Raw genomic sequence first — 15,551 nt, 5'->3', positions numbered from 1 at the left:
TATAATTAAATTTATAGAGGTTCTTTAAGGGGCTTTTATGGGAAACATCATATTAAAGATTACCGCCTTGGTATGCGCGATGGCCCTCTGGTTCTATGTCATCTCGCTGAAGGACTTCCAACTGACGATGGAAGTTCCGCTTACGTTCGTGAAGTTGCCCGAGGCGCTCGCGATTGCATCGAAGCCGCCTAGCACAGTTTCGGTGACCGTCGAAGGCAAGCCCTTGGACCTTATCCGCCTGCAGTCGCAAAAGCGGGCTGCGATGGTTGTCGACATGCACCTCGCCGAACTCGGCTCCAGGCGCATCCACCTTGATTCAAAGAATTTTGTGGCTCCGAACTTTGCAACAGTCCACTACGTTGAACCGGACAACCAGTACCTCTTTATCGATGTCGCTGTCGACACAAGAATCGAGCGCAGCATCCCCATCAAGAGCAATACGAATTTCAACGCCGCACCGGGCTATGTGATTGTCCAGCCCCCCAAGCTCCTCCAGGAAGACTTGAAAGTCTCTGGCGCACGTAACGCACTCACGCGCATTATCGACATTCCGACAGATTCTATATTCATCGATAGCATCAAGGCCAGCAAGACATTCTCCGTCAAACTCCAGACTGAACTTTTGCCGCCATTCGTGACACCAAGCGATACCGTCGCCAAGATTTTTGTCGATGTCCAGAAAATCAAGTCCAAGGAATTCAAGAACATCCCTATCCAGCTCATCGGCTTCTATGACCGCGCTTTGAACACACTCTCGCCACAGCAGGCGACCGTCGAAATCACCGGTGGTGAGAAAGTCGTCGAAGCCGTGAACAGCAACGACATTGAACTTTTTATTGAATACACCCGCTTTGCCATTGAAGATGCAGACAGCCTCACTCCCACAGTCAAGTTGAACTTGCCGTCCGATATCGACCGCAGCATGTCCATCAAGGCTATCCTTGTCAAACCAGACAAGATCAAGCTCATCAAGACAAAGACCGAGGATGATAATAAAGACGAGGAATACGGAATATGATTTGGCTTGGAATTGAATCCAGCTGCGACGAAACAGCATGTGCTGTTTTGCAGGACGACCCACTCAAAGTTCTTTCGAATCCACTTTACAGCCAAATTGACGAACATGCCCTCTACGGTGGCGTTGTTCCCGAAATCGCCGCCCGTGCGCATTTGCAAAAGATTGCCCCCATCGCCGAAGCCGCCGTCAAGGAAGCGGGCGTTGAGCTCAAGGACATTGACGCCATCGCCTACACCACTGGCCCGGGCCTCATGGGACCGCTCCTCGTTGGTGCAAGCTTTGCCAAAGGCCTCGCCCGCGATTTGAACATTCCGGCTTACGGCATGAACCATCTCGAAGGCCACCTCGCCGCTGCCTGGCTCTCTAACCCGGACATTGAACCGCCATTTTTGACGCTTACCGTCTCAGGCGGACACACAGAACTTGTGATGGAAGAACCGGGATTCAAGTACACAAGCATCGGTCGCACCCGCGATGATGCTGCCGGCGAAGCATTCGACAAGTGCGGTAAGCTCATTGGCCTCAAGTACCCCGCAGGTGCAACGATTAGCCGCCTCGGCAAGGACCACAACCGCAAATTCGTGGAATTTCCACGCGCACTTCACACGCACGACAGCTGCGAATTTTCGTTCAGTGGATTAAAGACCGCCGTGCTCCGTTATACCGAAACGCACGACCCGGAATTTATCCAGCAGAACCTCGGCGATATCTGCGCCTCGCTTGAAGACGCGATTGTCGATAGCCTTGTCACAAAGACCATCAACGCCCTCAAGAAGACGAAGATGAAGACGCTCGTGATGGGCGGTGGCGTGAGTGCAAACAGCTGGTTGCGCACCCGCTTGCAGGACTACTGCGATAAGAAAGGTATCCGCTTCTGCGTGCCGGACCGCAGCCTGAGTACGGACAACGGAGCAATGATTGCCGCAGCGGCCATCCGCCGCAAGTTGCAGGGCAAGCTCGAGTCTATCGACGTTGTGAAGCCGTGGATGCCGCTCGCTCTTTAGACGAGAGAACGCCATTACGTGGCTACAGACGCAGGGCGAGAAATCCGCGCATATAATACACTTCGCAGAATATCGGTACGTCACATACCATCATGGCGCTTTTTTGGTGTATTTTCAGCCAAGCTTTTTTACATCCTCCATATTTTTCGACATTTTTCATTGTATATTGTAAATATGATTTTGTCGTTCAAGCATAAGGTAATGTTCTTTCTATGTGCAACAGCATTTTGCTGGGCTCAGGATTTGTCCAAACCTGTAAACGACGTTGACGTATTCCGCCCCGAAAAGCGCGAAACCAAAGTCGAAATGGTTGATTCAACGCAAAGTAACTCGGTCAAATTGAACGTTGACATTTTTGCAGATGGATTTGTCGGTTCGTACTACATTCTTTGGGATAACGTAGACCTGTCCGAAGATATCAAGAAGACTATCCAAAGCCGCAACTTTGCCAAGGACGAGTTCTTTATGCAGAACATTGACCGCGAGCAGTTTGAGCAGGAACGCATGTTGCAGCTTTTCGAGGACAAGAAGCAGGAATTCTTCAACATTTTCCCAGAAGAAGCACTCAAGGAACTCCAAGAAAAGCAAGCTGACGAGTAAGTTAGACGAAAGAACGCCACTACGTGGCTACAGACGAAAGACTAGAGAAGAATAATCGTGATAGAATTACGTCAAAGGCAACAAACGACCATTGACTAACGACTAAGTAAATGTTTTCACAAGAACGTAATTTTTCAGGTTGGCAGCTCACAGGTTTTAGTGGTGCGCCAGCTTATCTTTTTGAGACGATTGGCAGTACACACAAGCTCATGAAGTCCATGGCAGCCTCTGGTGAAATTGCACCCGGCACACTTTTCGTCGCAGATTCTCAAAGCGATGGACATGGCCGTCACGAACGCACATGGGACTCCCCCGCCGGCAAAAATCTTTATTTCAACATTTTAATCCCGCTCAAAGGCATCCCTGCCAGTAGCTACGCACAAATTACGCAAGTTGCCGCACTCACATTTGCTGAAACTTTCAACAATATCCAAGGAATCGCGGCAACTGAAAATCGTAATGGCGCGGAATCGGCAAGCGCAAGCACTCCAAAAATTACGGTCAAATGGCCGAACGACATACTTTACGGCAAGAGCAAGTTCTGCGGGATTCTCGCTGAGATTGTTTTTATACGTCAGCAACAGTCCGAACAGCAGCTTGCACCGCAGCAAAAAACGCCACCACGTCCCGCCCTTTCGATGGGAGTTGGAATCAACGTCAATAGCGAGCCAAGCGATTACGCCCATTTGAATCGGGCCGTCACCACGCTCAAGGCAATTTTTGGACGCACAATCAATCGCGAAAAACTCTTGCAAGCACTTGTAGGGAATCTCGAGCGCGCCATAGGACAGTTCAAAGCCTTCGGCATTCGCCCCTGGGTCGAAGCCTGGAAACGCATGGACCAGTTCATTGGCTCACGCGGTACTATCGTTGTGAATAACCACTGCACCGATCAAAACCGAGACACAGGTGAAGGCTCCATCAAAAAAACAGGCCGCATCATTGATATGAACGATGACGGCAGCCTTCTCTTTGAATGCGACGATGGAACCATTGAGACAGTCATATCAGCAGATTTGGAAATTTAAACAACATTTACAACGATTCTTTTACTCTAAAAATTACATCCACAGTCTTACAATTAAAATATTTGTATATTGCGCTCAAATTAAGGAGGCAATATGCACTTTTCGCGATTTACGTTCCGAAAGGCATTTTTATCATCGTGTTTGGTTTTACCGTTATATCTAGGCGCCTGTGGCGATGACAACAGCAGTAGCGCAGAGGACCCCTCAATTGAAGATGAGGAAGAGGACAACCTCGGTGGCGACGAATTCAGAGACTCCACCATTACAGGAAGCAATTACAATTCCAAGACCGGAACAGCAAGCATCATCAAAAGCGAAATTCTTGACGTAAAAAGTGGCAACTCCTATAAGACCATCCAATTCGGGCCTTACACATGGATGGCCGAAAACGCAAACTACAAAGTATCAAAAAGCTCCTGTTACGACGGGGATTACGAAAACTGCGAATCCAATGGTCGCCTGTACCAGAGCATGAATGCCGACCAGGCATGTCCTAGCGGGTTCAAGATTCCGTCCGAAGCCGATTACGAATACATGCTCAAATTCGCTAAAAGCGTCACCGACCCTGCCTTCGGTTTCGACCCGCAAATGTCCGGTTCCTGCGAAACCGTCAACGGAGAGCTTCAATGCAAGGGCCAAGGCAAAGAATCCTACCTCATGACATCCGATTTCGATGTCTTTAAGGTGACCTCCAAAGGGAAGGCGTATTTTGAAGAAGCCAATTTCAGCGCCTATTACGCCGTGCGTTGCATGAAGATGTCGCACTTTGTTGAAACAGAAAGCCAACTCCCCACTTGCGATTCTTCCACATACAAATACCTTGACGATTTCTTTGTCGCAAGCAAGGGCAAAAACTACTACTGCAATAAAAAGAAATGGGTCAAAGACGACGAAAACTCCTGCCTTTCTTCGGAACGCGGCGATAAGCATTATTACAAGGATACGTTGTTCATTTGCAGAAACAACACTTGGGAATACGCAACCATGAACGACGTTGATGCAAGCTGCACCAAGAAAAACCAATGGGAAGTGCAAAAGCTGAACGGACAAAGTTACATTTGCGATGATTCCACATGGCGTAAGCCCACAAACATTGAATCATCCATCGGCCTCTGCAATAACGACAGCTTAAAGAAAATGGCCGTATTCGAAAACAAGAAGGAATCCATTGACTACATCTGCGATTCTATCGGCTGGCGTAAGGCTGTCCTCACAGACTCCATCGGTAAATGTACCGCCACAAACCAGTGGAAAAAAGTAATTAACAACGACAGCACCTACATCTGCGATGATTCCACATGGCGTAAGCCCACGACAACCGAAGCAGCCATCGGCCTTTGCACTCCCGACAGCATTGCCAAAATGGGAACCGTCAAGACAAAGTACGATTCCACGCAATACTTCTGCGACACCACAGGTTGGCGCAAGGCGGTCCTCCGAGATTCCATCGGCAAGTGTACCAAGGAAAGACAATGGGAAGAAAAGGTAAACTACGGTAAGAAATACATTTGTAAGGACTCCGTCTGGAACAAGGCTAGCACCCGCGAAGATTCCATCGGATTCTGCACGCCAACCCGATACGGGAAAATTGATTCTCTCAAGAGTGGCAGTAGTTACAGTTCTTATTTCTGCGATTCCACAGGCTGGCGCAGCACCGTCATGGTTGACTTTGTCGGTAACTGCGAAGCTTCCAAGTTCTACACGACCCTTGAATACAAGGGTACGACATACGCCTGCCGCGCAACAAAGAAATGGGAAACACTCTCCACAACCGAAAAGAACCTCGGCATCTGTTCTCCCAAAATTTCCGGAAAAATCGACACCGTAAAATCTAGCGGTTACAGCTACATCTGCGATTCCATAAGCTGGCGCACAACAAACATTTACGATTACTACGGCAACTGCGATTCCACCAAGCTCTATACGACAAAGAATTTCAACGGCATAACTTACGGCTGCACGAGCCCCACAAAATGGGAAAAGCTCACGCACCCCACATCTGAATTCGGTTTCTGCACGCCCAAGCTCAAGGGAGTACTAAAAACGGATAGCACCGGCAGGGACTACATCTGCGATTCCACTTGGAGACAGGCCACAAAATCCGAAGTTCTCGGCTTATGCGACGACGACAGGGACGGATTCGAAAAAGTGCATAATTCCGTCAAGTACGGCTGCGTCAACGAAGAATGGCGCCAATTCACCACGCTTGAAAAAACCTTAGGACTCTGCTATAAGGGAACTAAAGATAAAATTGGACAGGTAAATTCAGTAGATTACATTTGTAGCGACACCGGCTGGACAAAGTTCACCATCACGCAGGCGCTTGGAAACTGCACAATAAGCATTGATTACGAGACTGCCGAATACGCAAATAAAATGTACGTCTGTAAAAATTTGAGATGGACATTAATGGACTCCGTAGAACTCGCTTTGGGCGTTTGCAAAAAAGACGACTACAAAACATCGTATAAATACAAAGACAACTATTACTATTGTTCCGATCACTCCTGGAAAATTGCCCCCGCCAACATTGTTCTAGAAAAATGCACATCATCATTGCTAGGCCAAGTTGAAGTATACAGAGACACGTCATACTATTGTTCTGCCAACCAGACATGGCAAATTTATACAGACGTGGACAAAGCTCTTGGTGTATGCGGCCCTAAAAAGCAAGAAGGTCTTTTCAAATACAACGGCAAGAACTACGGCTGCACCTATACGGGAGTCGGCTCCAACAAAAGATACCATTGGCGCGAAGAAAATGAAATTGACAAAGCTCTAGGATTCTGCCACGCCACAGGACTTACCTGGAAACAATACAACGGAAAAGACTATGCGTGCAACACGTCATACAGTGGATGGATTAGCGACACGTTCAAAGAGATGTACGGCACCTGTAGTAAAAGCTTCCCCGAAAAATTAGGCATGACCGTAGGCTATAACAACAAGCTATTCTATTGCGACACGATGATTACCTATGCATCAAGTTTCAGTTCCTGGCACATTGTGGAGCCGATTGACAGCCTCGGCGGAGTCTGCCGCAAAGCATTAGACGGCGATACGGTCACCTACAAGGATTCCTCCTATTATTGCGGCACAAAAAACAATTATTACAGATGGCTCCCGGCAACAAAGGTCACACAGTTCCTCGGCAAATGCGGGCTCGCGAACGATGGCAAAGTCGCCGTGTACAACGGGCTTCACATGGAATGCTACGACGAGAACTGGAGAAGAGCGCCTGTAGACTACGTTACCATAACGGACTCTAGAGACGGCAACAGCTATAAAACCATCAAGATTGGCAATCAGGAATGGATGGCCGAAAACCTAAAGTTTGAAGTCGCAGGTAGCTGGTGCGGCGATAATGACAATGGCTGTGCCACATACGGACGCCTTTACAGTTGGGATATGGCCATCGGTCTTCCGAAAAATCCTCATCCCGATTCCATTGTAATTGCAGACACCTCTTCAGTTCAGGGAATTTGTCCTAAAGGATGGAGACTCCCGACCCGCAGAGACTGGGACTCACTTTTGACCCAGTGCAACGTTGAGGACCTCCAGAAGAACGCCACGGGTTACGACGAAACCCATACAGACGTTTGCGGATTTTCATCCATCCCGACAGGCTATATGAACGTCTTCTTCAGGAACGGAATTGACTATACCGAAGAACGCGATAAAATAAAGTACTCTACAAACAACACGGCCTATTGGACCGCAATTCAAGAAAAATACTATTCGCGTGACACAACCGCAGTTGCGCTAATATTTAATGATAAAAGCGACTCCTACGTCCCTAATAACTGGCGCTTGTACGACAAAACTGATGGACTACCCATCCGTTGCATAAAGCAATAACTCTTATACACAAGAATGCCGCCCGATGGGCGGCTTCTCTTCTTTTGTCATGCCCGCCAAGAGCGGGCATCTCCCTTTAATAGAGTTCCGAATTCCTACTTTTTGAAGTACATGCTTCCGATAAGCGATACAGCAAGCATCACAATCATCGCCGTAAGGCCCATATCCGCCATTTCACGACGTTCGCCTTCAAGACCGGATTCAATAAGAATGACGAGCACAAGCGCAATGACGGAGGCGACGCCTCCCATCGTATGGAACATTTTCACTTTTTCTTCGTTCGTGAACTTACCATTCGGGCGATTAATAAAGTTCATTGACATCACCTCCCATGCAAATCCAGACGATGAGGCCTATCATCACGAGAGCGCTAATTGCCACATTCGCAAGGAAAAAGTCGCGGTTCATCGCATCTAGGTCATTCGATTTTCTGAACAAGTGAATATAGACGATAGCAGCGGTCATGAGTCCCGTTATCGCCCACCAAATCCAGCCCATATTCCAGAAGAACCCGAACACGACGCAAAGCACGAGCATTGCCAAATGGCTTGCCAGCGCAATGCGCAAGGACTTTTCAAGGCCAAAGCGGGCGGGCACGGAATGCAAGCCCTGTTTGCGGTCAATTTCAATATCCTGCGTGGCGTAAATGATGTCAAAACCGCCCATCCAGAGCATCAAAATGAACAGAAGGAAAATCGGGAACACGGCAAATTCGCCACGAACGGCAATCCAGGCGCCAAGCGGGCTCATGCCAATCGCAAAACCAAGGAACCAATGGCAAAGCCAGCTAAAACGCTTCCAGTACGAATACGAGAGCAACAATAGCCATACCGGGAACGCAAGCGCCCCTGCAAGCGGCTGGAGCATCCACGCAAACACAACAAACAAGATTCCGTTCAACGCCAAGAACGCCATCACCGATTTACGGCTCAGGCGTCCTGCCGGCAAATGGCGCTTTGCCGTCCGCGGATTCTCCGCATCGAACTTGGCGTCTGCAATGCGGTTAAAGCTCATGGCACTGTTACGGGCGGTCACCATGCAAAGCACGATGAGCACGATAATGCGGGCCGTTTCAAAAGCGCTCATGTCTCGGAAACCGTTTGCAGCAACCCACATGGAACCAATGGCAAAAGGCATCGCAAACAGCGAATGGCTCAAACGGACAAGATGTGTAAATTCAAGGATTTTATTCATGGTTTAGTAAGAAGTTGGAAGCAGGAAGTAGACAGTGGTTAGTCTTTAGTCAATAATCGTTAGTGATAAAACCTCGGAGCAGTAAGCCCAAAGCGAAGCGTGCTCAAAGCGCTTTAGCGCGACCTCATACCTCATAGCTCACCGCTCCATACTTTAGCAACACTCGCGACAAGCGATTGTTCCACGCCCAAGTGCTTTAGGATTTTCGCGACAACAGTATCCACGAGCTCTTCAACGCTTTGCGGCTTGCAGTAAAACTGCGGCGAAGCAGGAATCACGACCGCTCCCGCCAAGGTCACATGTTTCATATTCTCGATGTGTATCAAGTTGTACGGCATCTCGCGAGGCACAATCACAAGCGGCCTGCGTTCCTTAAGACACACATCAGCCGCGCGCACAAGCAAGTTGTCCGAAGTCCCCGCCGCAATACGTCCAAGCGTTCCCATGGAGCACGGCACCACAGCCATGCCCGCAATATCGCTAGAACCACTCGCGCATTCCGCAAAAAAATCATCCACGTTGCACACGTCCTTGCAATAGTCGAAAAGCGCACTTTGGTCTTCGTATTCGAGGACCTGTTTGCCCGGGTGCGTCACGATGAGCGTTACCTCATGACCAAAACGCTGTAAGTACATCGCCGTACGGGTCGCATAAATGCTGCCGCTAGCACCCGTCACTCCAAGCACAAAGTGGCTCATGCTTTACCCGGCTTGTGCAAGAACACGCCAAACGAAATCCCGCCATCGAACATCTTAACCTGTTTGACTTCAAAGCCGCATTCTTCTGCCATTTTGCAGAACTGATCGACTGGCAAAAAGCGGATAATTGAGTTCACCAGATATTCGTAAGCATCTCGCTTGCCACTAAAGAAGGCGCCCATCACCGGGATAAATAGCGGTGCAAGTACTTTATAGAAGAACTTGTTGAACAAGTTTCGCGGCGAGAAAAATTCCAAAACGCAAAGGTAGCCGCCCGCATCGAGCACGCGGTAAGATTCCATCAAGGCGCCACGGGCATCGGGCACGTTACGCATACCAAAGCCATTCAGAATCACGTCAAATTGGCGTTCGGCAAACGGCATTTTCATCGCGTCGAGCTGTACTGCATGCGCATCAATTTTCTTCGGTTTGACTTCAGCGAGCATCCCGTACGAAAAATCACCGATTACAGCAGGGTTTACAACAAAGTCGCGCGCGCACACGCAACCAGATTCGAAAATCTTGCGGAACGTGTTGGCAAAATCGCCCGTACCCCCGCACAAGTCCAGCAAGCGAACTTTATTCAAATCGCGCGGCATCCCACACATCATCTTTTTCAGGCGTTTGCAGCAATACCTGCGCCACAGCACATCCTGATAACAACTCAGAAAGTGATTCAGAAAATCGTAACGGCTCGCAATGCCATCGAACATCTTACGCACGGGACTTTTCATATAGCAAAATGTAGAAATAAAAAGCGACCTGGATTTTCATCCAGGCCACGAATTTCATCACGAGCGGCGGCGCATCTCGGCAAGGCTCATCTCACCGTAGCGCTCTCGTCGTCCTAAATTACTGGAATTTAGCTGTGAAGGTTGCACCTTCCGTCGGTTCCACCAAGCGCGGGTTGTCTGCAACACCATCGCTCCAACCAATAAACGAAGCGCCTGCGCCCGGAACAGCAGTCAAGAGAATCGGGTTACCCACAAAGAACTTGCCCTTGTAAGTCGTAGCACCATTCGGGAGAGCAGCCCCTTCCATAAGCACCGTACCACTGCCAGAAGCAGCGATCGTCACAGAAGCCATGCCGCTCAAACCGAATTCTTCTTCGTATTCCTGGATAACCTTGGAATCACGCTTGCTAGCCCATTCCTTCAAGCAAGAGCCCGTCTTGTCAAAGCCCTTTCCGCAAGAGTTAGAATAATACTTTTCATTCTGCTTGAACTTGGCAAGGTCGCGTTCCATTTCCTGAGCATCAATCTTAGACGTCATCGAATTAACAATCTTTTCGACGTTTGCACCATTCGTATAGCTATTGAACATCACAGCAGAGCGGTTGATGAACATACGCTTGAATTCCGGGTTCTTGATAAGCTGGTTATAGAGGTTAGCAAAGCAGCCTTCTTCCTTGCACGGCTTGTTTCCGCCACCCTTCTTGATCCAGGCAAACATATTGCTGCTCTGGTCAAATTCACCGCCATTCACGCCCCACATCCAGTCAAAACCATGGTCAAGGTCATAGACCATGAACTTCCACGGGTGTTCCGGAGCAGACCATGCACGAACGTTGTTGTTCGGCCAGTCACCGTTATGCATATAAATTTCAGCAGCCATGTAGTCCGCAAGGTTACCCACGTCAAGCAAAAGCTTTGCGGCAGCGTAGTTCGCATTGTTTTCGCCCGAGAAATCGTTTGCAGCCACAAAGTGGAGCATGTTCATGTAAGCATCGGTCGTGCCGTTGCTGGCTTCGACTTCCTTGCCCAAGTGCTTGATGAAATTCACCGTATTCGCTTCGATCTTGTAGTTCGTTTCTACGTAATGCTTGTTGAAGCGTTCGCGCATATCATGGATGCCGTAGTATCTGCCATTGTAGAACACCACCACCTGGCGGCTTCTCTGGTAATCCACGCTCGTACCTTCAAGGAGGGCTCCGCCCATAGCATCTTCAATGTAGTCGCTCACATAGCGGTTACCATTGTTGCGGAGGTTGAAGGACTTGTACTTGTCATTCACGCCTTTGCGGGTTTCAAACAACGGATAGTTGATGCTACCGTCTTCATATTCTTCGCGGAGGCGGATAGAGACAGACTTCTTGTCGTTCAAGCGGCTATAGCCACCCATCAGGGCGATACCAGCATCCTTTTCCCAAGTGGAGCCATCCTTCGTAGAAGAGCCATTTTCAAAGTATTCCACATGGATCGGATATTCCACATCGGCATAGAGCCCGGCGCTGTCCTTGCAGTTCTTCGGAGCATCGCAGCTCGTCTTGATATAATGTTCACGGAAGAAGCTGGAGTCCACACTGATAGCGACAATCGGCATCTTCACCTGATCTTCATCAACAAAGAATGTACGGGTCGTCACCGTGTTCGAAATAGCGCCCTTCTTGAACGTCGCGCAACGGAAAGACACACTATGTTCAATGCGCTTCGGAGAGTTGAATTCCGGAGAGCTTTCGGTCGGCACAGAACCGTTGGTCGTGCAGCGGAGCGTGACACCTTCCGGGAGTGCAGGCGGATTCAAGGTAAACGGTTCGTTATAGAAACCGGACTTGAGACCGCTCATATCAGCAGCCGGGACAATTTCGTCATAAGACTTTGCTTCGGTATTCGGTCTTTCCGGAGTCGGTTTTTCAAAATATTTCCAGTAGCCACCATCAACAATGCCCCAGCTAAGGCCACCCGTCAATTCCGGATAAGCGACCGAGTCACGGATGCCGTTAAACTTGTCAAGCAAGTAAAGCGTGCCGCCATTCTTGTCAAGCTTCCAGTTCGTATGCGGGCGCGTATGGCGATCGCCGTTATCGGCAATAGTTACTGCAGAAATATTATTCTTGTCGCAGAAAACAACTCTAAAGGACTTTGCCTTGAGAATGTCGTGGCCAAACACCCACTTGCGCAAGTTCTTCAAATTTTCGACAAGCGTATAGCCCGCCAAATCTACATCCTGGTCGCTAGAGTTGTAGATTTCCACCCAGGACGGATCGTTGCCATTTTCGTCCAGGAAATCCAAGTTAAGCGGGGTAATTTCAGTTATACGCAATGCAGACTGACCCACCCAATGAACGGTGGTATCAGGCGGCAATTGAACCCAGGTCGTCTCCGCAATGGTATCGTTACTGCTAGTTACGATTTGGATGATTTCCATACTTGAAGAGTACGGAACGCTGGTGCCAGCAGAAGAACCCGGAACAGAGGCACCACAATTATTAAGTGCAGTACAATCCGGAGAACTCGGCCCATTGAACGAGCCATTTTCATTATCATCAGCACAGCCTACCACAAATGCTGTACCTAAAACCGCAGCCAGAGAAAGAATCTCTCTAATCCATTTTTTTGAGCGAATCACGGCGACCACCTAAAATAAAGAACACATTTCCCATAGTTTTTCCATGGGACACCTCAATAATCCATCCAACAACACTAAATTTAGTAGTTTTTTCAAAAAAATAACAGTAATATTCTCTTTACCCTTGACAAGGTGAAAATAAATATGTATAATTGGGTCACCAAAATGGTTCTGTAGCTCAGTTGGTAGAGCAGTGGACTGAAAATCCGCGTGTCGTTGGTTCAATTCCAATCGGAACCACGAAGAAACCTCGGTGAAAACCGAGGTTTTTTCTTTATTTTCGGCAATTTTAAGCGGTCTCCCCGGATTTATTCTCAGCCCCCCCCCTTCTGCAAATAAAAAATAACGCCCGCGCAACGGCGGGCATAGCAAAAAAGACGATGTGATTTATTTCACAGGTGGCAGGAGGTTCTTCTTGACGAACTCGCCATCGGGCTTATAGCAAGAGTAAAATTCGTCCCAATGCGCCATGAGGATATCAACGAGCTCCGGCTGGAAGTGCGAACCGCTAGACTTTTTCATCTCTTCCTTGACGCGATCTTCTGGCCAAGCGGGCTTGTAGCAGCGCGGACTCGAAAGCGCATCCAGCACGTCGGCCACAGCGCAGATGCGTGCCGCGAGCGGGATTTCCTCGCCTTTGAGCTTGTCCGGGTAGCCCGTACCATCCCAACGTTCATGGTGGGCGCTAGCAATGTCCGACGCCATGCAGAGCAAGTCCGTCTTGGAATCGCGAAGCAGCGTGCGCCCGATAACGGAATGTCTCTTCATGATGCTGAACTCTTCAGGAGTGAGCTTGCCCGCCTTGTTCAAAATCATGTCCGCAATGCCGACCTTTCCAAGGTCATGCAGCGGAGCCGCATAGTAAATCAGTTCCTGCTGGTCTGCCGGGAGACCAAGGTACTTGGCGAGCTTCAAAGAAATCTCAGCAACGCGATGGATATGGTCGCCCACTTCCTGGCTGCGGAATTCAGAGACTTCGCCCAGAATGCGGATAAGTTCCATATGCGCAGACTTGAGTTCCTTAGCCTTGCGTTCCAGCTGTTTCGCATAACATTCCAACTTCTGGGCGCGAATTGCAGACTCAATCGTCTTTGCGGAATAAACAGAAATGAGCTTCAGGCGTTCCAGGTCTTTTTCAGAGAAGAACACGTTCTCCCCGACCTTGTTGATTGCCTGGAACACGCCCATCACGCGGCCATCGCTTTCAAGCGGCATCGTCATGACAGACGTCGTATGGTAGCCATTCTTGATATCGCTACGGCGGTCAAACCTAGCGTCCCGGTAAGCATCATCGACGAGAACCGGTTCACCCGTCTTGAGGGAATACCCGACAAAGCCAGCCGAAAGCGGAATACGCAGCTCGCTCACACCATGGGCCACCTTGGTCCACAGCTCGTTCTTTTCTTCGTCAATAAGCCAGAGGGAACAGCGGTCGGCCTGCACAATCTGCCGACCCAAATCAGCCATAAGTACCAAGAGGCTGTCCGTCTCGTGTTCGGCAGCAATTTTGGGCATGTACTCGAACAAGAGAGCAGCGACTTCGCCGTCTCCAAGATCGGTAGACTTTCCTTGGTAGCTCATAACATGTAAAAAAATAATTAATCTTCAACAAAAAGCAAAGTATCGTTGACGATATCCTGCATTTTTTTCTATTCTTTGCGCACCAATTGGAGGAATAGGCTAATTGGTAAGTCAGCGGTCTTGAAAACCGCCGCCGTAAGGCTTGGGGGTTCGAGTCCCTCTTCCTCCGTAAAAAGCGTTTCCGAGCTCCGGGAACGCTTTTTTATTTGTACTTGTTATTTGTAAAAGGCGCGGCAATCGGCGGCAAAATCCGCTACAGCCGTCGCAGGTTCGTCGTAAATCAGCGTACACACCTTCAAGGGGAGCGGAAAATCTGGTCCAAACGCCGCCATGCACGCCGAAGTCGTCGCCCCCGTCGTAAAAACATCGTCCACCACGACAACACACCCCCGCGTAGGCATCTTCCTCGGGAAATCCGCCACAAATGCCCCCGCCACGTTCATCTCTCGCTCCTCCTTTGAAAGCTTTGTCTGCGAAACCACAAACGTCTTGCGCTTGAGCAAGCGGCAAACCTTACCTCCTGTTGCAGTCGCAAGCGCCGCCGCCAAGAGTTCCGCCTGGTTGTACCCGCGCTCACGATACCTCGCCCGATGGAGCGGCACAGGCACAAAGTAAAGCGGCTGCGCAAGCATCGAAAGTTCCTGCGCCACCACCCCATGCTTCACTGCCGAAGAATGTCGCACAAGGTAAGAGGCAAGCCCCGGAATGTTCCTGTACTTGAGCGCATGCACAAGCTTTCGTGTCAAAGGCCGCATCGGGAACAAACAAAATGTATCGTCGTTCGGGAATTTTGAAGAGCAGGATTCCCGCAAAAGTTCCGCCGCACAAGCAGGGCAGAGCCACGGGTCAAGCCTCTCTGACGAGTTCCCGCACGCAAGGCACTCCATCCCGAAAACAAAATTTGCAACCGTCCTCAAAACGCCCATAAAGCCTCCAGTCATAAAGCAGCGCAAAATCACGCCCCAAGGGCGAAAGCCCCCTATCTCTATAACACGCTTTTTTCAGGCTAATTGTACGGTAAAATTTTATCAACACGCTTCGAAGTAAGGCTGTAAGCTATGGGGACGCTCGTAAACTCGCTCCGAGCACGCTACGCTCTGGGCTATGGGGTCGCTTCGCTTTGGGCGCTTTCGGCCATTTTCTCGTCTTTCGTCTGTAGGCTCATAGAGCCGTTCTCTCGTCTATAGCCGCATAGCGGCGTCCCCTTCCTACTTCCTACCGT

General features: G+C 49.4%; 12 protein-coding genes and 2 tRNA genes. 7 read left to right on the top strand and 7 right to left on the bottom strand.

Annotated features, from left to right (window positions below):
* Nucleotides 1-37 precede the first annotated feature (37 nt).
* The 5 genes from FSU_RS11505 (at nucleotide 38) to FSU_RS11485 (ending at nucleotide 7,508) form a co-directional block, all read left to right on the top strand.
* The gene (locus FSU_RS11505; RefSeq protein ID WP_014546578.1) at nucleotides 38-1,018 is read left to right on the top strand and encodes a CdaR family protein; all 981 of its coding nucleotides are present in this window, start codon (nucleotides 38-40) and stop codon (nucleotides 1,016-1,018) included.
* A complete protein-coding gene (gene tsaD, locus FSU_RS11500; protein WP_014546577.1) occupies nucleotides 1,015-2,022 on the top strand; it encodes a tRNA (adenosine(37)-N6)-threonylcarbamoyltransferase complex transferase subunit TsaD in 1,008 nt (335 codons plus the stop codon). The genes FSU_RS11505 and tsaD overlap by 4 nt, the downstream gene beginning before the upstream one ends.
* Before the next feature lie 201 nt (nucleotides 2,023-2,223).
* Nucleotides 2,224-2,622 (top strand): hypothetical protein, encoded by a 399-nt coding sequence (locus tag FSU_RS11495; RefSeq protein ID WP_155808776.1) that lies wholly within the window; start codon nucleotides 2,224-2,226, stop codon nucleotides 2,620-2,622.
* A gap of 110 nt (nucleotides 2,623-2,732) precedes the next feature.
* Nucleotides 2,733-3,650 (top strand): biotin--[acetyl-CoA-carboxylase] ligase, encoded by a 918-nt coding sequence (locus FSU_RS11490; RefSeq protein ID WP_014546575.1) that lies wholly within the window; start codon nucleotides 2,733-2,735, stop codon nucleotides 3,648-3,650.
* A 141-nt stretch (nucleotides 3,651-3,791) separates the two neighbouring features.
* Nucleotides 3,792-7,508: an FISUMP domain-containing protein gene (locus tag FSU_RS11485; RefSeq protein WP_244263627.1), complete on the top strand. Its 3,717-nt coding sequence runs from the start codon at nucleotides 3,792-3,794 to the stop codon at nucleotides 7,506-7,508.
* Between the two features lie 95 nt (nucleotides 7,509-7,603).
* Here the strand turns inward: FSU_RS11485 and FSU_RS11480 are convergent, their stop codons facing one another.
* The 5 genes from FSU_RS11480 to FSU_RS11460 form a co-directional block, all read right to left on the bottom strand.
* A complete protein-coding gene (locus FSU_RS11480) occupies nucleotides 7,604-7,825 on the bottom strand; it encodes a hypothetical protein (RefSeq protein ID WP_014546573.1) in 222 nt (73 codons plus the stop codon).
* Nucleotides 7,812-8,702, bottom strand: a complete 891-nt coding sequence (locus FSU_RS11475) for a 4-hydroxybenzoate octaprenyltransferase (RefSeq protein WP_014546572.1) — start codon at nucleotides 8,700-8,702, stop codon at nucleotides 7,812-7,814. The genes FSU_RS11480 and FSU_RS11475 overlap by 14 nt, the downstream gene beginning before the upstream one ends.
* Before the next feature lie 131 nt (nucleotides 8,703-8,833).
* Nucleotides 8,834-9,400 carry a UbiX family flavin prenyltransferase gene (locus FSU_RS11470; protein WP_014546571.1) on the bottom strand — a complete coding sequence of 189 codons (567 nt, stop codon included), beginning with the start codon at nucleotides 9,398-9,400 and terminating at the stop codon, nucleotides 8,834-8,836.
* A complete protein-coding gene (locus FSU_RS11465) occupies nucleotides 9,397-10,134 on the bottom strand; it encodes a ubiquinone/menaquinone biosynthesis methyltransferase (protein WP_014546570.1) in 738 nt (245 codons plus the stop codon). Before FSU_RS11465 ends, FSU_RS11470 begins: the two co-directional genes overlap by 4 nt.
* A 118-nt stretch (nucleotides 10,135-10,252) precedes the next feature.
* The gene (locus FSU_RS11460) at nucleotides 10,253-12,748 is read right to left on the bottom strand and encodes a CotH kinase family protein (protein ID WP_014546569.1); all 2,496 of its coding nucleotides are present in this window, start codon (nucleotides 12,746-12,748) and stop codon (nucleotides 10,253-10,255) included.
* A 167-nt stretch (nucleotides 12,749-12,915) separates the two neighbouring features.
* Here FSU_RS11460 and FSU_RS11455 point away from each other — a divergent pair.
* Nucleotides 12,916-12,988 (top strand) — tRNA-Phe (locus FSU_RS11455).
* 147 nt (nucleotides 12,989-13,135) lie between these two features.
* Here the strand turns inward: FSU_RS11455 and FSU_RS11450 are convergent.
* On the bottom strand, nucleotides 13,136-14,329 hold the full coding sequence (locus FSU_RS11450; protein WP_014546568.1) for an HD-GYP domain-containing protein: 1,194 nt from the start codon (nucleotides 14,327-14,329) through the stop codon (nucleotides 13,136-13,138).
* A gap of 88 nt (nucleotides 14,330-14,417) precedes the next feature.
* On the opposite strand from FSU_RS11450, the gene FSU_RS11445 reads away from it, so the two are divergent.
* Nucleotides 14,418-14,498 (top strand) — tRNA-Ser (locus tag FSU_RS11445).
* A gap of 46 nt (nucleotides 14,499-14,544) precedes the next feature.
* On the opposite strand, the gene FSU_RS11440 is transcribed toward FSU_RS11445, so the two are convergent.
* Nucleotides 14,545-15,255, bottom strand: coding sequence for a ComF family protein (locus tag FSU_RS11440; RefSeq protein ID WP_014546567.1), 711 nt, complete (start codon nucleotides 15,253-15,255; stop codon nucleotides 14,545-14,547).
* Between the last annotated feature and the right edge of the window lie 296 nt (nucleotides 15,256-15,551).

The sequence above is a fragment of the Fibrobacter succinogenes subsp. succinogenes S85 genome, from assembly GCF_000146505.1.
Lineage (GTDB): Bacteria > Fibrobacterota > Fibrobacteria > Fibrobacterales > Fibrobacteraceae > Fibrobacter > Fibrobacter succinogenes.
This window is presented reverse-complemented; position numbering and strand designations above follow the sequence as displayed.